Source organism: Streptomyces sp. NPDC056160, from assembly GCF_042268205.1.
Taxonomy (GTDB): domain Bacteria; phylum Actinomycetota; class Actinomycetes; order Streptomycetales; family Streptomycetaceae; genus Streptomyces.
The window spans coordinates 1-17,330 of record NZ_JBHJUW010000102.1; the positions used below are offsets into that span (position 1 = coordinate 1).

Consider the following 17,330-nt stretch of genomic DNA (forward strand, 5'->3'; position numbering starts at 1 on the left):
GGCCGTAGCCGCCGCCCTGGGCGCCGGGGCGGCCGGGCGCGGCGGACGGGCCGGGCTGCGGCGCCTGGGCCGGGGACTGGGGGGCCTGCTGGCTGCTGGAGGAGGCCAGCGTGCGGCTGCGCACCCGGTACAGGCCGGTGTCGAGGTCGTCCGCCTTCTCCAGGTGGACCTTGATCGGTCCCATGAAGGTGTAGCGCTGCTGCTTGGCGTAGTCGCGCACCATGCCGGCCAGCTCGTCGCCGAGCTGTCCGGAGTAGGGGCTGAGCCGCTCGTAGTCGGGCGCGCTCAGCTCCACGATGAAGTCGTTGGGTACGACCGTGCGGTCGCGGTTCCAGATCGTCGCGTTGTTGTCGCACTCGCGCTGGAGCGCACCCGCGATCTCCACGGGCTGGACCTCGGACTTGAAGACCTTGGCGAAGGTGCCGTTGACCAGACCTTCGAGGCGCTGCTCGAACTTCTTCAGGACTCCCATGGGGCACCTCCTCCGTCGTGGCCATCGTTTCGGGTCTTGCCGGTGTTGCCGTTGTTGCGGGTCTTGCCGTCGTGCTGATGCGTTCTGCTTGCCTGGTACTGCTTACTGATCGTATCCACGCGCCGGTAAATCGGCTGGTTCCCCCTGTCGGCCTCGTCGACGGGTCGTCGGCGTCTGCTGCCTCGGCGGCTGGCACCGCTGAGTACTGCTCCGTACTCCTCCGTACTTGTGCCGTACTCCTGCCGTACTTCTGCCCAGGATCGTAGAGGCGGCCACGGACCAGTGTCCCGCACCCGGCGGTGGACCCGCCCCGGCTCCTGGGGAGACGGGCCGGACCGGTACGAGGTTGATACGTGAACAGGCACGGGTTGATACGTGAGCGGCGGGCGGCCGGGCCGGCGGGGGGCCGCGGGTCCGGGGCGGGCAGGACGGGCCGGGCGGGGGGGCGGAGGGGGCCCCGGGCCTGCGCACCTGCCCCGGGAAAGGGATGTGAATCCACCCTGCGCGGCGTGCTAATGTTCTGCATGTCGGAAGGCGCCGGGCCCGAAAGGGAGCGTAGCCGGAGGACACACCCAATGCGCGGGTGGCGGAATAGGCAGACGCGCTGGATTCAGGTTCCAGTGCCCGCAAGGGCGTGGGGGTTCAACTCCCCCCTCGCGCACAGCTGAAAGCCCCGCAGGTCTCTGACCTGCGGGGCTTTCGCGTTCCCCGATCCGCCTCTACTCGGCCTGCTCATGTCACGCAGGGCGACCGTCGGCCTTGTGAGGAAGGTCTCAGGAGGGACAGGTCACTCGGCGCGCCACAGGGCGGGGACGTTGGGCGGCTCCCAGCCCGCCATCGAGGTGTGGGCCTGGACACAGGTGTAGCCGGCGCCGCTGTACGTCACCCGGTCGCCCGCCGTGTAGGAGTGCCCGGGGACCCAGGTGCCGCCCGGCGGGTCGGTCGGCGGGTCGGTGGGGCCGCCGGGGCCGGGCGTCCCGTCGACGTTCAGCACGAAGTCGAACGTGCCCTCCTTGCCGTTGCCGGCGCCCCGCACGTTCATCAGCAGCGCGGGGTCGAAGAGGGTGTCCGTGTTGTTGCGTGGCTCACCCGGGAAGTACAGCTGGGTCGTGAGCACCGGCTGACCCGGCGCCTGCGCCTTGACGTGGATGTGCCGGGTGCGGCCCGGGTAGAGCCCCGGGACGATCGTGGTGAGGGAGAAGGCTCCCTTGGCGTCAGTGAACTGGTGGCCGCGCAGGGTGAACCCCGCCATGTCGTAGTTCCCGGCGTCGTCCGCCTGCCAGAAGTCCAGGAGGACCCCGGGGAGCGGGACGCAGTTGCGGCCGAAGACGTAGCCGCTGACGGTCAGCGGGGTGCCGTTGGTGCCCGAGGTCACCAGGTTCGTACGCAACGGGGAGTTCGGCTTGAAGTAGGGGCCCTCGATCTGGTCGTGGGTCGGGCCGTCGCCGTCGTCGCAGGTGGGGGTCGCGGACAGGGAGCTTCCCCGGCCGGCGGAGTCCCGGGCGAGGGCCACCGTGCCCGTGAGCAGCGGGATGGCGGCACCGGCGGCGACGGCCGCCTTCAGCAGGCTCTTGCGGCTGATCACGCGGTCGGCCGCGGAGCCGGGGCCGGGCCGGGGACTGGGGCCGGGGCCGTCCGGAGCGGTTGGTGTCATGGCGGGTTCCTCGGTCTCCTCGGTGGGGGAAGAAGGACGGGACGTGCATGACAGGAGCGCGCCCGCCGCGCGGGGCAGGCTGTGTACTTGTCGGGCGGACGCGCTCCGTTGGTGATCGCGGACGATCGCGGACGACTGTAATCGCGCTGGTGGCGGGGGGAGGAGATACCGGTCGGCCCTCTGCACGGCGTTATGCAGCGTGGTGGGGGCGGCGGGCGCGGGGGGCGCGGTTGTGGTGTGCGGCGGGGCAGGGCGGCGGAGGTGTGCGGTGGGGGTGGTGGGCGCGGTTGTGGTGTGCGGTGGGGTGGCTGAGGTGTGCGGCGGGGGCTTCGGTGCGGGGCCGGGGGCTTCGGTGTGGTGGCTGCGGGGCGCGCGGGTGGGTGGGGCGGGGGATCGGTCCGGGGGTCACGGGTGGAATGGGAAGGGGGTTCGGTCTGCGGTGTGCGGGTGAGGCCCCGGGCCGGGTGTGCGGGTGGGGTGAGGGTCCGGGCCGGGTGTGCGGGTGGGGTGGGGTTCTGTCTGCGTGCAGCGGTGGGCTGGGGTTCTGTCTGCGTGCAGGGTTGGTGCGGGCCGCTTCGCTGTAGCGTCGGGGCGCGCCGCGTGGGCGGGCAGGGCAGCAACGGAAGCGGGAGGGACGGTTCTTGATGAGCGAGGGCAGTGGGGCCGGGGCGGGACCGGGTACGGCGGCGGCCGGAAGCGACGAGGGCCGAAGCGGGGGCGATCGCGGGAGCGGGGCGGCTGCGGGGCGGGTGCCCGTGGTGTCCGGGTTCGCGCGGTGGCCCGCCGGCGGGTCGCCCAAGGCGGAGGGCAAGGCACTGCGCCGGCGCGTCGCGCGGGCCGCGCACGGCGTGTTCGAGGCGGACGCGGGCCGGCCGGACGCCGTCACGGCCGTCGAGGAGTCCAACCACGGGCGGATACCCGACCTGATACCGATCAGGGTGGGCAGGATGGCGGCCACGCCGTTCGCCTTCCTGCGCGGCGCGACCGGCCTCATGGCCTACGACCTCGCACGCACCCCCATGACCGGTGTCGCCGCCCAGATCTGCGGTGACGCCCACGCGGCCAACTTCGGTCTGTACGGCGACGCCCGCGGCGGCCTCGTCATCGACCTGAACGACTTCGACGAAACCGTGCGCGGCCCCTGGGAGTGGGACCTCAAGCGGCTCGCGGCCTCCCTGGTGCTCGCGGGCCGGGAGGCGGGCTGCGACGAGGACAGCTGCCGCGAGGCGGCCCAGGACGCGGTGGGCGCCTACCGGCGCACGATGCGCCTGCTGGCCCGGCTCCCGGTCCTGGACGCCTGGAACGCCATCGCCGACGAGGAACTCGTCTCCCACTCCGACGCCCACGACCTGCTCGGCACCCTGGAACGGGTCTCGGAGAAGGCGCGGGCCAACACCAGCGGGCGGTTCGCGGCCAAGTCGACCGAGCGGACGGAGGACGGCGGGCGGCGCTTCGTGGACGCTCCGCCGGTGCTGCGGCGGGTGCCGGACGCGGAGGCCGCGGCGGTTGCGGTGTCGTTGGAGCAGTACCTGGCCACCCTCCCCGAGGACCGTCTTCCGCTGCTGGCCCGGCACGCGGTGCACGATGTTGCCTTCCGGGTGGTCGGCACGGGCAGTGTGGGCACGCGGTCGTACGTGGTGCTGCTGCTGGACCACCGCGGTGAGCCGCTGGTGCTCCAGGTGAAGGAGGCCCGGCCGTCGGCGCTGCTGCCGCACCTGCCGGAGGCTTCCGGGGCCGGAGAGGCCGGCTCTGCCGAGGTGGTCCACGAGGGCCGGCGCGTGGTGCTCGGGCAGAAGCGGATGCAGGTGGTCAGCGACATCCTGCTGGGCTGGACCACGGTCGGCGGGCGGCCCTTCCAGGTACGGCAGTTCCGCAACCGCAAGGGCAGCGTCGACCCGGCGGCGCTGCCCGCCGACCAGATCGACGACTACGGCCGGATGACCGGCGCGCTGCTGGCGCGCGCCCACGCTCACAGCGCCGATCCGCGGCTGATCGCCGGCTACTGCGGCAAGAACCAGGAACTGGACGAGGCGATCGGCGCGTTCGCCGTCGCCTACGCGGACCGCACCGAGGCGGACCACGCGGACCTGGTCGCCGCGGTCCGCACGGGGCGGGTCGCGGCGGAGATGGGCGTCTGAGGCCGAGGTGGAGACGGGCATCCAGGACCGAGGCGGACCGGGCGCGGGCCGGGCGCGGGCCCGGGGACCCGAGGGGGAGGGGGGTTCGGTCTCGGTCTCGGTCTTGGTCGGGGCGCGCGGGGGTGCCTCGCGTGTAGGGCCGTGGGGGTGCCTCTCGGACGGGGCCGTGGGGTCTCGGGCGGGGAGGCGGACTCGGGCGTGGGGGCCGTCGGGCGGGGAGGTCGACGCGGGCATCGGAGCCTCGGGCGGGGAGGGCGGGTGTCCGCGTGGCCTACGCTGGTCGGGTGACGACTCCGGAAGCTGAGCAGGGTGGCGTCGCCGGAGCGGACCGGGCGACGTCCGAGAGCGCTGCCGCGCGGCCCGAAGAGCGGTTGGAGCGGGCCGTCAGGGCCGCCGAGCAAGCGCTCATCGAGTTCGAGATCGCGGTGGAGACCTTCCGGGTGGAGATCGAGAACTTCTCCCGGCTGCACCACCAGCGGCTCGGCCCGCTCTACGCCCGCCTGGAGGAGCTGGAGGCGCAGATCGCCGAGGCGCGCGCTGCCCGCACCGGCGATCCCGAGGACCTGCGCAAGGCCCAGGAGGCGCGGGCCCGGCTGGCGCCGATTCCCGGCGTGGAGGACCTGCTGCACGGCTGGATGGACGGGGACGGCCTGTTCCCGGAGGCCGTGGCGATGCTCACCGACCAGCCCGTGCGGCCCCCCCAGCGGGTGCGGCCCAGCGAGGAGGTCCGCGGTCTCTACCGTGAGCTGGTGCGCAAGGCCCATCCCGACCTGGCCCAGGAGGAAGGCGAGCGGCAGCGGCGCGAGGAGTTCCTCACCCGGGTCAACGCCGCCTACGCCCGGGGCGACGAGAAGGAGCTGCGCGAGCTGGCCGAGGAGTGGGCCGCCGGGCCGGCCCCCGCCGAGCAGGAGCCGAGCCGCGCCGAGGAGCTGTACGCCCGCCTGGAGTGGCTCGCCCAGCGCAAGGAGATGCTCGCGCTCTTCGCCAAGGAACTGGAGGACAGCGCGATCGCCGCGATGCTCAGGCTCGCTCCGGACGACCCCGACGGCCTGCTCGACGAGATCGCCGGGCAACTGCGCGACGACGTGGCGCAACGCGAGTCGCAGCTCGCGCGGTTCCAGGACGGGACCGACTCCTGACCGGAAGCGGCCGGGTCCCCGTGCGCGGCGATCGCTGCACCGGGCGCGTCGGGTAGCGTCGGACCCATGGGTTTCGGAGCTGGTGTACCGACGGTCGAGGTCAAGGACCTCAAGGACGGCGACTTCCTGCTGGACGTCCGCGAGGACGACGAGTGGCAGGCGGGGCATGCCGAGGGGGCCCTGCACATCCCCATCAGCGACTTCGTCGCCCGCTACGGTGAACTCACCGAGGCGGCGCCGCAGGACGGGCGGGTCCACGTGATCTGCCGTTCCGGCGGCCGTTCGGCACAGGTCACGATGTACCTGGTGCAGCAGGGCATCGACGCGGTGAACGTCGACGGCGGCATGCAGGTCTGGGCCGCCTCCGGCCGCGCCGTGGTGACCGATGGCGGCGGCTCGGGCCACGTCCTTTGACGGAACGGGGCCCTGACAGAGCAGGACTCCGGCTGGTCAGTGCCCTGGCAGAGCAGGAGCCCTGACAGGGCAGGCTCCTGGCGGAGCAGGACTTCGGTGGAGACGTGCGCCGGCAGGAGGGTGCTGCGTCTTCGCCTCCGGCGGGCAGGGCCGTCGGGCCCCGCCTTCCGACAGGCGGGCGCGCCGTGCCGCCGACGGGGCAGCTGAGGCGGCCGCCGCCGGTGCCGTGCCGCCCGGCGGGGCCGCGGTGGTCAGCGGTCGAAGTCCAGCTCCACCTGTTCCGTCGCCGGGTGCGACTGGCACGCCAGGACGTATCCCGCGTCCGTCTCCTCCGGCTCCAGCGCGAAGTTGCGGTCCATGCGCACCTCCCCCGCGACCAGGAAGGCCCGGCACGTTCCGCACACGCCGCCCTTGCAGGCGTACGGGGCGTCGGACCGGTTGCGCAGGACCGTCTCCAGCAGGGTCTCCCCCTCCTGGACCGGCCAGGTCCCGCCGCGGCCGTCGAGCCGCACGGTGACCGTGCTGTGCGCGGGCGCCGTCGCCGGTGCCGCGGGGCCGGAGCCCGTATTGGCGTCCACGTGGAAGATCTCCTCGTGGACCCTGGCCCGGGGCACCCCCAGGCCGCGCAGGGCCCGCTCGGCGCCCTGCACCAGCCCGTACGGGCCGCACAGAAACCAGCCGGCCACGTCGGGCAGCGGTAGCAACGCGGGCAGCAGCGCCGTGAGCCGCTCCTGGTCGAGCCGTCCGGAGGGCAGTCCCGCCTGCTGCTCCTCCCGGGAGAGCACTGTCACCAGTTGCAGCCGCGCGGGGTAGCGGTCCTTCAGGTCGGCGACCTCCTCCAGGAACATCGTCGACGCGGTCGTCCGGTCGCTGCGTATCAGGCAGAACCGGGCGGCGGGTTCGCGGGCCAGCAGCGTTGAGGCGATGGACAGCACGGGTGTGATGCCGCTGCCCCCGACGACCGCCGCGTACAGCCCGGGCGCGGGCTCCAGCGTGAACCGGCCGGCCGGGGTCATCACCTCCAGCTCGTCACCGATGCCGATCTCTTTGAGGGCGTACGTCGAGAAGGCCCCGCCCTCCACCAGCCGCACGCCGACCCGCAGGGTCCGCGGTCCCTCGTCGCCGGGGCCGGGCGCAGGTGAGCAGATCGAGTACGTCCGCCGTACGTCGACCCCGTCGGCGTCCTCGGCCGCCCGGCGCAGGGCGAGGTGCTGGCCCGGCGCGTGCCGGTACTCCTCACGCAGCTCGGGCGGTACCGCGAAGGTGAGGGCCACGGCGTCGTCGGTGAGCCGGTCGACCGCCGTGACGGGCAAGGGGTGGAAGCGGGCCATCACACCTCCTTGAAGTGGTCGAACGGTTCCCGGCAGGCCAGACACCGGCGCAGCGCCTTGCACGCGGTGGAGGAGAACTGGCTGAGCAGCTCGGTGTCGGCGCAGGCGCAGTGGGGGCAGTGGACGGGCTCGGGTGGAGCGGTGTCCTCGGCGGGTGTCCGGTTCGTGGGGGCGTGGTCCGTCGGCGTTCCGTCCGCTGGCACTCCGTCCGGCGGTGTGCGGTCCGCCGGGGGCCGGTCGGTGCGGGTGCGGGTGCGGGTCGGGCCGAGTGCCAGCGGGACGGGGGCCGAGGGCGACGTGCTCACGCGCGGGGGCGCTATGCCGAACTCGCGGAGCTTGCGCCGTCCTTCGGCGGAGATGTCGTCCGTGGACCAGGCCGGGGAGAGCACCGTGCGGACGGCGACCTCGCGCATGCCGTGGCCGCGCAGCACCCGCTCGATGTCCAGCGACATGGCCTCGATCGCCGGGCAGCCGGTGTAGGTGGGGGTCAGTTCGACCTCCACCGCGTCCGTACCGCGCACGTGCACCGCCCGGACCACGCCCAGTTCCTCCAGGGTGAGCACGGGCAGCTCGGGGTCGGGGACCGAGCCGGCCAGACGCAGCAGTTCGGCTTCGAGCCCGGATTCGAACGGGGTCGTCGTGGTCACCATGTCGCCCCCGGATGGCTGCGGTGCAGGTGCTGCATCTCGGCGAGCATCCGCCCGAACGGCTCGGTGTGCAGGCCCTGTCGGCCCGCGCCCGCGGCCCACGCCCCGGTCCGCGGGCCCTCGGGCAGCGCCAGCGTGGCCCGCTCCAGCACATCGGTGACGGATTCCAGCCAGGCTGCCTCCAGGCCGGTCCAGTCGATGTCCAGGCCCGTCACCGGTTGGAACATCTCGCCGGTGAACCGCCACAGCGCGGTGAGGGCGCGCCGCATGCGTTCGTGGCTGACGTCGGTGCCGTCACCGAGGCGCAGCGTCCACTGCTCGGCGTGGTCGCGGTGGTAGGCGACCTCCTTGACGGCCTTCCCGGCGAGCGGCGCGAACGCGCCTTCCCCCTCGGCCAGGCGGCCGTACAGCAGGTGCTGGTAGGTGGAGAAGAACAACTGGCGGACGATCGTGTGCGCGAAGTCGCCGCCCGGCTGCTCGACGAGCTGGAGGTTGGTGAAGGCGCGCTCCTCGCGCAGATACGCCAGCTCGTCCTCGTCGCCGACCAGGGACAGCAGCACGCGGGCCTGGCCCAGCAGGTCGAGGGCGATGTTGGCGAGGGCGACCTCCTCCTCCAGGACGGGCGCGTTCCCCACCCATTCCCCCAGGCGGTGGGAGAGCACCAGGGCGTCGTCGGCCAGGGCCAGGGCGGCGGTGGCGGGGACGGTGGCAGGGGCGGCCGTGGCGGTGGGGGCGGCCGCGGAGTTGGCGGGGGCGGTGGGCGTCACAGGTGCTTCACCCCTTCCGGGATCTCGTAGAAGGTCGGGTGCCGGTAGGGCTTGTCGGCGGCCGGCTCGAAGAACGGGTCCTTCTCGTCCGGCGAGGAGGCGGTGATCGCCGCCGAGGGGACGACCCAGATCGAGACGCCCTCGCCACGCCGGGTGTACAGGTCCCGGGCGTTGCGCAGGGCCAGTTCCGCGTCCGGGGCGTGCAGACTGCCGGCGTGGGTGTGGGACAGTCCGCGCCGCGAGCGCACGAAGACCTCCCACAGGGGCCAGTCGGTGTTCGTCATGCCTGCTCCGCTTCCGTCGTGCCGGCGTGCTTGGCCGCGTGGGCCGCGGCCGCCTCCCGTACCCAGGCGCCCTCGTCATGGGCCCGTCGGCGCTGGGTGATGCGCTGGTCGTTGCACGGGCCGTTGCCCTTGAGGACGTCCCAGAACTCGGTCCAGTCGATGGTGCCGAAGTCGTAGTGGTCCCGTTCGTCGTTCCACTTCAGGTCCGGGTCGGGCAGGGTGAGGCCGAGCGACTCGGCCTGGGGGACGCAGATGTCGACGAAACGCTGGCGCAGCTCGTCGTTCGAGTGGCGTTTGATCTTCCACTCCATCGACTGTGCGGAGTGCTGGGAGGCGTCGTCGGGCGGTCCGAACATCATCAGCGACGGCCACCACCAGCGGTCCACGGCGTCCTGTGCCATCGCGTGCTGTTCGGGCGTGCCCCGGCTCAGGGTGAGCAGCAGCTCGTACCCCTGGCGCTGGTGGAACGACTCCTCCTTGCAGATGCGGACCATCGCGCGGGCGTAGGGGCCGTAGGAGCAGCGGCACAGCGGGACCTGGTTGGTGATCGCCGCGCCGTCCACCAGCCAGCCGATGGCGCCCACGTCCGCCCAGGTGAGGGTGGGGTAGTTGAAGATCGAGGAGTACTTCTGGCGCCCACTGTGCAGTTTGTCGAGCAGTTCTTCGCGGCTGGTGCCGAGGGTTTCGGCCGCGCTGTAGAGGTAGAGGCCGTGACCTGCCTCGTCCTGGACCTTGGCCAGGAGGATGGCCTTGCGGCGCAGGGACGGCGCCCGCGTGATCCAGTTGGCTTCGGGCTGCATGCCGATGATCTCGGAATGGGCGTGCTGCGCGATCTGCCGGACCAGGGACGCCCGGTAGGCGTCGGGCATCCAGTCCCGCGGCTCGATGCGCTCGTCCGCCTCCAGTGTCGCGTCGAACGCGCGCTCACGGGCGTCGGCTCCCGCGGCGGCGTCCGGCGCGTCGCACGCCGGGGCGCCGGCCGTCTGCTCTGCGGCTGCTGTCGCCATGCGGTCCCCCTCGACCTTCGGCTGCTCCGTACTTCGGACTTCGTACTCCGGGCCCCGGACTTCGTACTCCGTGGACTCCGCACTCTCCCGACCGATCGTTCGGTTCGGTCGAATTCCATGGTGCGGCCCGCCGCCGTAGGGTGTCAACCGCTGTGGACAGCCGTGGACGCGTCCTGTGGACAGGGCGGACGTGCCGTGGACGGCGCGCCGCCTCGGGGGCCATGCGGGCGAAGGGCCGCAGAGCGGTACGAAAAGCGGTACGAAAGCGGAGCCCGGTCGCGCGGGCGCGGGATCGGGGGCTGTGCCGCGCGGGCGGCCCTGAGTACCGTTCCGTGCGGCGCCCGGCAGCGGGCGACGCGGGTGCTGCGGCGGCGTCCGGAGTCCTCCGGGCGGCCTGGCGGCCGCAGGGCCGGGACGCGGACCGGAATCGGGAAACGGGGCGGAATGAAAGCGTATGACGGGGATGCGAACGCCCCGGACGGGGCGTCGGACGGGCCGGACCGTACATCCACCGGGCCCGCCGCGCAGACCGAACCTGTCACGGACGCCGAACCTGTCACGGACGCCGAGGCTGCCGTGCCGCCCGGGACCACCGTGCCGCCCGGGACCACCGCGCCGCCCGGGACCACCGTGCCGCCCGGGACCACCGCGGCGACCGGGCCTCTGGCATCGGCCGAATCCACCGCGGTGGACCCCTCGGCTTGCCTCGCTCCCTCTTCCTCTCCTGCTCCCTCCTCGCCCTCGTCCTCATCCTCTCCGGGCGTCCGTCCGGGGATCGTCGTCGCCGGGTTGTCCCCGCGCTACGGGATCTGTGCGGTCCTGGCGCTGGCGGTCGTCGCGGTGGTCGCCTGTGTGCACGTCGGAATGGTGTTCCTGCACGTCGCGCCATCGAACACGCTGACGAAACAGCACGGCCGGGCCATCGACGAATGGATCTACCCGGAGTTCGAGCAGAACTGGAAGCTGTTCGCGCCCAACCCGTTGCAGCAGAACATCGCCGTCCAGGTGCGGGCCGAGACCCGCAGGACGGACGGCGGCGACCGCACCACCGGCTGGTACGACCTGTCCGCGCAGGACGGCCGGGCCATCGACGGCAATCTGCTGCCCAGCCACACGCAGCAGAACGAGCTGCGGCGCGGCTTCGACTTCTACGCCTCCTCGCACGACCGGCAGAACCGCCCCCTGGGTCTGCGCGGCACGCTGTCGCAGGAGTACCTGCGCCGCATCGTCGTCCTGCGTCTGGGCCGTGACCACGTGGCCGGCCCGGGCGGGGTCGTCGAACGCGTCCAGGTCCGCATCCGCACCACCGCCGTTGCGCCGCCCGCGTGGAGCGGGGAGAAGGTGTCGGACGCGGCCTCCTACCGCATGCTGCCCTGGTGGTCCGTCCCGGCCGGCGAGGCCCGGGGAGGTGTGAAGTGACCGGTCTTTCACTCAGCGTCTCCCGGGGGATCGCCCGGGTCACCGAAGCGGCCCTGGGGCCCTGCCAGGCGGCCGTGATACGCATCGGTTTCTCCGGTACCTGGCTGCTGTTCCTGCTGCGCGAGCTGCCGCACCGGCAGGAGATGTACGGTCCCGACGGTCCGTGGAACTGGGACCTCGCCCGGCAGCTGACCGACGACAACGGCGCCTTCACGGCCCTGATGTGGTTCCGGGGCCAGTTCTGGTTCGAGGCCGTCTACTTCCTCGCCGTGCTGTCCAGCCTGCTGCTGCTGCTGGGCTGGCGCACCCGCACGACGTCCGTGCTCTTCATGCTCGGCGTGCTCTCGCTGCAGAACCGCAGCATCTTCATGGGCGACGGCGGGGACAACGTCCTGCATCTGATGGCGCTGTACCTGGTCTTCACCCGGTGCGGCCGGGTGTGGTCGCTGGACGCGCGCCGGGCCGTGCGGGCGCGGGCGGCACGCGCGCGTGGGGAGCGGGTGCCCGACCGGGTCGGGCCCGTGCTGTGGAGCGTGCTCGGGGCGGCCCTGATCGCGGTCACCTTCGCGGGCCGCCTGCAGGGCGAGTGGCTGATCCCCGCCCTGCTGTGGTGCGTGTGGGCGGCCCAGGGGGTGTACTGGCTGGTCGGGCGGCGGGCGCGGTCGGCCGGGCCCGGGGTCCTGCTGGACGTCGTCGGCAACATCGTGCACAACGCCGCCCTGGCCGTGATCATGGCCGAGGCGTGTCTGATCTACGCGACGGCCGGCTGGTACAAGGTCCAGGGGTCGCGGTGGCAGGACGGCACCGCCGTCTACTACCCGCTCCACCTGGACTACTTCTCGCCGTGGCCGGCGCTGGCCGATCTGCTGTCCTCCAGCGGGACGATGATGATGCTCGTCACCTACGGCACGGTGATCGTGCAGGTCGCCTTCCCGTTCACGCTGTTCCACCGGCGGGTGAAGAACGTCCTGCTCGTGGCCATGATGACCGAGCACGCCGTGATCGCCGTCGTGCTGGGGCTGCCGTTCTTCTCCCTGGCGATGATCGCGGCGGACGCGGTGTTCCTGCCGACGCCGTTCCTGCGCGGCCTGGGGCGCGCGGCGGCGCGCGCGCGGGCCCGGCTGCCGCGGCGCGCGGGCCGCCCCCTGCCCGAGCAGCCGCGCTCCCCGGAGGAGAGCGAACCCGCCCGCGTAGGCTTCCCCGCATGAACGACCCCGTGGGCGCCTGGCGCCGGCTCGCCGGCGGTGCCGTGCTGCTCGACGGTTTCCACGCCCTCAAGCACGCGCTGCGCTTCGGTGCCGAGGTGCCGGTGGCGGTCGCCGCCGACCGGGAGGCGGCGCTCGCCCTCGCCGACGAGCTGGCCCCGGACGTCCGGGACGCCCTGGACGCCCTGCTGGTGGAGGTGGGGCGCGAGACGTACGCGTCGCTCGTGCCGCGTCCGCATCCCACGGCTGTGGCCGCGCTGGCCGTACGGCCCTCCCGCGAGGCCGGACTGCGGGCGCTGGCGCACATGCCCCGCAGCGCGCCCGTCGTCGTCCTGGACGAGCCGCGCAACCTGGGCAACGCGGGCGCGGTGATCCGGCTGGCGGCCGGTTTCGGGGCGACCGGGGTGGTCACCACGGGCACCCTGGACCCGTGGCACCCGACGGTGGTGCGCGGCGGGGCCGGGCTGCACTTCGCGACCGTCGTGGAGCGGCTGAGCGTGCGGACGCTCCCGCGCGGGCCGCTGTTCGCGCTAGATCCGGAGGGCGAGGACATCCGCGGGCTGAAGCTGCCCGACGATGCCGTCCTCGCCTTCGGCTCCGAGCGCAGCGGGCTGAGTGCCGAGCTGCGCGAGCGCGCCGACCACCTGGTGGCGCTGCCGATGCGCCCCCAGGTCTCCAGCTACAACCTCGCCACCAGTGTGGCGATGACGCTGTACCACTGGAGCGCCGGCGGGGGCGCACCCGTCCGTTGAGGGACTGAGGGCGATCCCCGGGGGGCTCAGGCCTGGCGGCGGACCTCCACCACCCGGAAGCGGTTCGCCACGAACGCCCCGTCGGTGAGGGCCGCGTTGGCCGCCGGGTTGCCGCCCGAGCCGTGGAAGTCGGAGAAGGCGGCCGTCTGGTTGACGTACACCCCGCCCGTGAGGTTCAGGGACAGCTGGGCGGCCTCCTCCAGGCACACGTCCTGGACCGCCTGTTCGACCTCGTCGTCGGTCGTGTAGGCGCCCACCGTCATCGCGCCCTTCTCGCGGACCGTGCGCCGCAGCAGCTCCACCGCGTCGGCGGCCGAGTCGACGGCCACCGCGAAGGAGACCGGCCCGAAGCACTCGCTCAGGTAGGCGGCCTCGGCGTCCGGCTTGGCGCCGTCCAGCTTCACGATCACCGGCGTGCGGACCACCGCGTCCGGGAAGTCGGGGTGGGCGATCTCGCGGGAGGCGAGGGCGACCTCACCGAGGGCCGCCGCGGCCTCCAGGCGGGCCTTGACGTCCGGGTTGACGATCGCGCCGAGCAGCGCGTTCGCGCGCGCGTCGTCACCGAGCAGGCCGTCGACCGCCTGCGCGAGGTCGGCGGTCACCTCGTCGTAGGACTTGGGGCCCTGGTCGGTGCGGATGCCGGTGCGGGGGATCAGCAGGTTCTGCGGGGTGGTGCACATCTGGCCGCTGTAGAGGGACAGCGAGAACGCCAGGTTGGCGAGCATCCCCTTGTAGTCGTCCGTGGACTCCACGAGCACGGTGTTGACGCCGGCCTTCTCCGTGTACACCTGGGCCTGGCGGGCGTGGGCCTCCAGCCAGTCGCCGAAGGCGGTGGAGCCGGTGTAGTCGATGATGCGGATCTCGGGGCGGGTGGCCAGGGTCTTCGCGATGCCCTCGCCGGGCCGCTCGGCGGCCAGGGCCACCAGGTCGGCGTCGAACCCGGCCTCGGCGAGCACCTCGCGGGCGGTCTTCACCGTGAGCGCGAGCGGCAGCACCGCGCGCGGGTGCGGCTTGACCAGGACCGCGTTGCCGGTGGCCAGGGAGGCGAACAGGCCCGGGTAGCCGTTCCACGTCGGGAAGGTGTTGCAGCCGATGACCAGGGCGATGCCCCGGGGGACGGCGGTGAACGCCTTGGTCAGGGCGAGCGGGTCGCGCTTGCCCTGCGGCTTGGTCCATTCGGCGGTGTCCGGGGTGCGCACCTGCTCCGCGTACGCGTACGCCACCGCTTCCAGGCCGCGGTCCTGGGCGTGCGGGCCGCCCGCCTGGAACGCCATCAGGAAGGCCTGGCCTGAGGTGTGCATCACCGCGTGCGCGAACTCGTGGGTCCGCTCGGCGATCCGCTCGATGATCTCCAGGCAGACCGCCGCACGGGCCTCGGGGCCCGCGTCGCGCCAGGCCCGCTGTCCGGCCTTCATGGCGGGCAGCAGTACGTCGATGTCCGCGTGCGGGTAGGTCACGCCCAGTTCGATGCCGTACGGCGAGACCTCGCCGCCCACCCAGTCGTCGGTGCCGGGCTGGCCGAGGTCGAGGCGGGTGCCGAGGAGGGCGTCGAAGGCGGCCTTGCCCGCGGCGGCGTCCAGGCTGCCGTGCTCGCCGTAGGCCTTGGGGTGCTCGGGGTGGGGCGACCAGTACGCGCGCGTGCGGATCGCCTCCAGCGCCTGGTCGAGAGTGGGCCGGTGGCGGGCGATCAGCTCGTGCGTCGTCGGTTCGGCGGCCATGCGGGACCAACTCCTTGTCTCGAGAGCTCCTCGTCGAGCTCATGACCTGGCAGAAACATGGGCAGGGACGGCCGGTCAGAGTTAGAGTAACCGAACGATCGGTCGGGACAAGGGGGTCCGCCGCATCTGTGGAGAAGTCGGGCCAGGGGGGTCCGCCGCGTCTGTGGAAAACGCCGTGCGGGAGGATCGCGCACATGACAGCACTGGACCTCAGCAGCCCCGTGGCCGTCATCGGCACCGGCACCATGGGCCAGGGCATCGCCCAGGTCGCGCTGGTCGCGGGCCACGTCGTACGCCTGTACGATGCCCTGCCCGGGCGGGCCGCGGAGGCGGCCGCCGCGATCGGCGCCCGGCTCGACCGGCTCGTGGCGAAGGACCGGCTCACCGGTGCCGACCGGGACGCTGCCCGCGCCCGTCTGCAGCCCGCCGGCAGCCTCACCGAGCTGGCCGACTGCTCCCTGGTCGTGGAAGCCGTCCTCGAAGAGCTGGACGCCAAGCAGGAACTGCTGACGGAACTGGAAGGCATCGTCCCCGACGACTGCCTGCTCGCCACCAACACCTCCTCCCTGTCGGTCACCGCCATCGGCGGCGCGCTGCGCAACCCCGGCCGCCTGGTCGGCCTGCACTTCTTCAACCCGGCGCCGCTGATGCCGCTGGTCGAGGTCGTCTCCGGGTTCACCACCGACGTCACGTCGGCCACGCGCGCGTACGAGACGGCCCGCGCGTGGGGCAAGACGCCGGTCGCCTGCGCCGACACCCCCGGATTCATCGTCAACCGCATCGCGCGTCCCTTCTACGCCGAGGCGTTCGCCGTCCACGAGGGCCAGGCCGCCGATCCCGCCACCATCGACGCGGTGCTGCGCGAGTGCGGCGGATTCAGGATGGGCGCCTTCGAACTGACCGACCTGATCGGCCAGGACGTCAACGAGTCGGTGACGCACTCCGTGTGGCGTTCCTTCTTCCAGGACGTGCGGTTCACCCCCTCCCTGGCGCAGCGGCGTCTGGTGGAGTCGGGCCGGCTCGGCCGCAAGAGCGGTCACGGCTGGTTCGACTACGGCGACGGGGCCGAGCGCCCCGAGCCGCACACCGCGGAGCCCGCGCAGCCGCCCGTCCACGTCGTCGCCGAGGGCGACCTGGGCCCGGCGGCGGAGCTGCTCACGCTCGTCCGGGAGGCGGGCATCCCCGTCCGCGAGGAGGACGAGGACCACGGCACCCGCCTCGTGCTGCCGAGCGGCGGACAGCTGGTCCTCGCCGACGGGCAGACCTCAGTGGAGTTCCGCGACGTCGTCTACTTCGACCTGGCGCTCGACTACCGCCGGGCCACCCGCGTCGCCCTGTCCGCCTCCCAGGACACCTCCCCGCAGACCCTCGCGGAGGCCACCGGTCTCTTCCAGGCGCTCGGCAAGGACGTCAGCGTCATCGGCGACGTCCCCGGCATGATCGTCGCCCGTACGGTCGCGCGGATCGTCGACCTGGCGCACGACGCCGTGGCCAAGGGCGTGGCCACCGAGGAGGACATCGACACCGCGATGCGCCTGGGCGTCAACTACCCGCTGGGCCCCTTCGAATGGAGCCGCCGCCTGGGCCGCACCTGGGCCTATGGCCTCCTGGACGACCTGCACCTGCGCGACCCGTCCGGACGCTACGCCCCCTCCCTCGCGCTGTACCGCCACGCGTACGCCACCGACAAGCGGGAGTCCGCCTCATGACCACCGCCAGACGCGACACGTACACGCCGCAGACGCTGCTCTCGGTGGCCGTGCGGGTCTTCAACGAGCGCGGCTACGACGGCACCTCCATGGAGCACCTGTCCAAGGCGGCCGGCATCTCCAAGTCGTCGATCTACCACCATGTCGCCGGCAAGGAGGAACTGCTGCGCCGGGCGGTCACCAGGGCACTCGACGGCCTCTTCGGGATCCTCGACGAGGACCACGCGCGCGCGGGGAGTGCCGCCGCCCGCCTGGAGTACGTCGTACGGCGTATGGTCGAGGTGCTCATCGCCGAACTCCCGTACGTGACCCTGCTGCTGAGGGTACGCGGCAACACCGCGACCGAGCGCTGGGCGCTGGAGCGGCGGCGGGAGTTCGACCACCGGGTGGCCGAGCTGCTGAAGGCGGCGGCGGCCGACGGCGAGGTGCGCGGCGACGTGGAGGTACGGCTCGCGACCCGGCTGGTCTTCGGGATGATCAACTCGATCGTGGAGTGGTACCGGCCCGACGGGCGCGGGACGAGCGCGCGGGAAGTGGGCGACGCGGTGGTACGGCTGGTGTTCGGCGGGCTGCGGCAGTCCGGCGGACCACCGGGTCCGGCGGGCTGAGCAGCAGCACGGACCGCGGCTGCGTAGGGCAGGCATCACCGGATGAGTACGGCGCCCGATGCCGCG

Annotated in this window: 16 protein-coding genes and 1 tRNA gene; 9 read left to right on the forward strand and 8 right to left on the reverse strand. The window is 73.0% G+C overall.

Features of this window, described 5'->3' with window-relative positions; genetic code table 11:
- On the reverse strand, positions 1-472 hold a 472-nt coding region (locus tag ACFC02_RS29910), incomplete at its 3' end, for a DUF3662 domain-containing protein (RefSeq protein ID WP_376363901.1).
- Positions 473-1,049: 577 nt separating this feature from the next.
- Here ACFC02_RS29910 and ACFC02_RS29915 point away from each other — a divergent pair.
- Positions 1,050-1,133: transfer RNA gene (locus ACFC02_RS29915), tRNA-Leu, on the forward strand.
- 126 nt (positions 1,134-1,259) lie between these two features.
- Here the strand turns inward: ACFC02_RS29915 and ACFC02_RS29920 are convergent.
- Positions 1,260-2,126, reverse strand: coding sequence for a carbohydrate-binding protein (locus ACFC02_RS29920; protein ID WP_376363905.1), 867 nt, complete (start codon positions 2,124-2,126; stop codon positions 1,260-1,262).
- A gap of 644 nt (positions 2,127-2,770) precedes the next feature.
- Between ACFC02_RS29920 and ACFC02_RS29925 the strand changes: the two genes are divergently transcribed.
- The 3 genes from ACFC02_RS29925 (at position 2,771) to ACFC02_RS29935 (ending at position 5,817) form a co-directional block, all read left to right on the forward strand.
- Complete coding sequence (locus ACFC02_RS29925) at positions 2,771-4,264, forward strand: DUF2252 domain-containing protein (protein ID WP_376363908.1); 1,494 nt, start codon at positions 2,771-2,773, stop codon at positions 4,262-4,264.
- A gap of 284 nt (positions 4,265-4,548) precedes the next feature.
- Positions 4,549-5,403, forward strand: coding sequence for a hypothetical protein (locus ACFC02_RS29930; protein ID WP_376363911.1), 855 nt, complete (start codon positions 4,549-4,551; stop codon positions 5,401-5,403).
- Between the two features lie 66 nt (positions 5,404-5,469).
- The gene (locus tag ACFC02_RS29935; RefSeq protein WP_360966391.1) at positions 5,470-5,817 is read left to right on the forward strand and encodes a rhodanese-like domain-containing protein; all 348 of its coding nucleotides are present in this window, start codon (positions 5,470-5,472) and stop codon (positions 5,815-5,817) included.
- Positions 5,818-6,068: 251 nt separating this feature from the next.
- Here the strand turns inward: ACFC02_RS29935 and ACFC02_RS29940 are convergent, their stop codons facing one another.
- From ACFC02_RS29940 to paaA, 5 genes are read right to left on the reverse strand one after another with little or no spacing between them, the layout of a single operon-like run.
- Positions 6,069-7,148, reverse strand: a complete 1,080-nt coding sequence (locus ACFC02_RS29940; protein ID WP_376363915.1) for a 2Fe-2S iron-sulfur cluster-binding protein — start codon at positions 7,146-7,148, stop codon at positions 6,069-6,071.
- Positions 7,148-7,798 carry a 1,2-phenylacetyl-CoA epoxidase subunit PaaD gene (gene paaD, locus ACFC02_RS29945; RefSeq protein WP_376363918.1) on the reverse strand — a complete coding sequence of 217 codons (651 nt, stop codon included), beginning with the start codon at positions 7,796-7,798 and terminating at the stop codon, positions 7,148-7,150. The genes ACFC02_RS29940 and paaD overlap by 1 nt, the downstream gene beginning before the upstream one ends.
- A complete protein-coding gene (paaC, locus tag ACFC02_RS29950) occupies positions 7,792-8,562 on the reverse strand; it encodes a 1,2-phenylacetyl-CoA epoxidase subunit PaaC (protein WP_376363921.1) in 771 nt (256 codons plus the stop codon). The genes paaD and paaC overlap by 7 nt, the downstream gene beginning before the upstream one ends.
- Complete coding sequence (gene paaB / locus ACFC02_RS29955; protein ID WP_037614825.1) at positions 8,559-8,846, reverse strand: 1,2-phenylacetyl-CoA epoxidase subunit PaaB; 288 nt, start codon at positions 8,844-8,846, stop codon at positions 8,559-8,561. The genes paaC and paaB overlap by 4 nt, the downstream gene beginning before the upstream one ends.
- Entirely contained in the window at positions 8,843-9,853 is a 1,011-nt protein-coding gene (gene paaA / locus ACFC02_RS29960) for a 1,2-phenylacetyl-CoA epoxidase subunit PaaA (protein ID WP_376363925.1), read from the reverse strand. Before paaA ends, paaB begins: the two co-directional genes overlap by 4 nt.
- Positions 9,854-10,642: 789 nt before the next feature.
- Between paaA and ACFC02_RS29965 the strand changes: the two genes are divergently transcribed.
- The 3 genes from ACFC02_RS29965 to ACFC02_RS29975 are packed head-to-tail and all read left to right on the forward strand — an operon-like array spanning position 10,643 to position 13,229.
- Complete coding sequence (locus ACFC02_RS29965; protein ID WP_376363928.1) at positions 10,643-11,272, forward strand: DUF5819 family protein; 630 nt, start codon at positions 10,643-10,645, stop codon at positions 11,270-11,272.
- Positions 11,269-12,480 carry an HTTM domain-containing protein gene (locus ACFC02_RS29970; protein WP_376363931.1) on the forward strand — a complete coding sequence of 404 codons (1,212 nt, stop codon included), beginning with the start codon at positions 11,269-11,271 and terminating at the stop codon, positions 12,478-12,480. Before ACFC02_RS29965 ends, ACFC02_RS29970 begins: the two co-directional genes overlap by 4 nt.
- On the forward strand, positions 12,477-13,229 hold the full coding sequence (locus tag ACFC02_RS29975; RefSeq protein WP_376363934.1) for a TrmH family RNA methyltransferase: 753 nt from the start codon (positions 12,477-12,479) through the stop codon (positions 13,227-13,229). The genes ACFC02_RS29970 and ACFC02_RS29975 overlap by 4 nt, the downstream gene beginning before the upstream one ends.
- Positions 13,230-13,255: 26 nt before the next feature.
- On the opposite strand, the gene paaN is transcribed toward ACFC02_RS29975, so the two are convergent.
- Positions 13,256-14,947: a phenylacetic acid degradation protein PaaN gene (gene paaN, locus ACFC02_RS29980; RefSeq protein WP_376363937.1), complete on the reverse strand. Its 1,692-nt coding sequence runs from the start codon at positions 14,945-14,947 to the stop codon at positions 13,256-13,258.
- Between the two features lie 194 nt (positions 14,948-15,141).
- Here paaN and ACFC02_RS29985 point away from each other — a divergent pair, with 194 nt between their 5' ends.
- Positions 15,142-16,656, forward strand: a complete 1,515-nt coding sequence (locus ACFC02_RS29985; protein ID WP_376363940.1) for a 3-hydroxyacyl-CoA dehydrogenase — start codon at positions 15,142-15,144, stop codon at positions 16,654-16,656.
- Positions 16,653-17,264 (forward strand): TetR/AcrR family transcriptional regulator, encoded by a 612-nt coding sequence (locus tag ACFC02_RS29990; RefSeq protein ID WP_376363943.1) that lies wholly within the window; start codon positions 16,653-16,655, stop codon positions 17,262-17,264. Before ACFC02_RS29985 ends, ACFC02_RS29990 begins: the two co-directional genes overlap by 4 nt.
- Positions 17,265-17,330 lie beyond the last annotated feature (66 nt).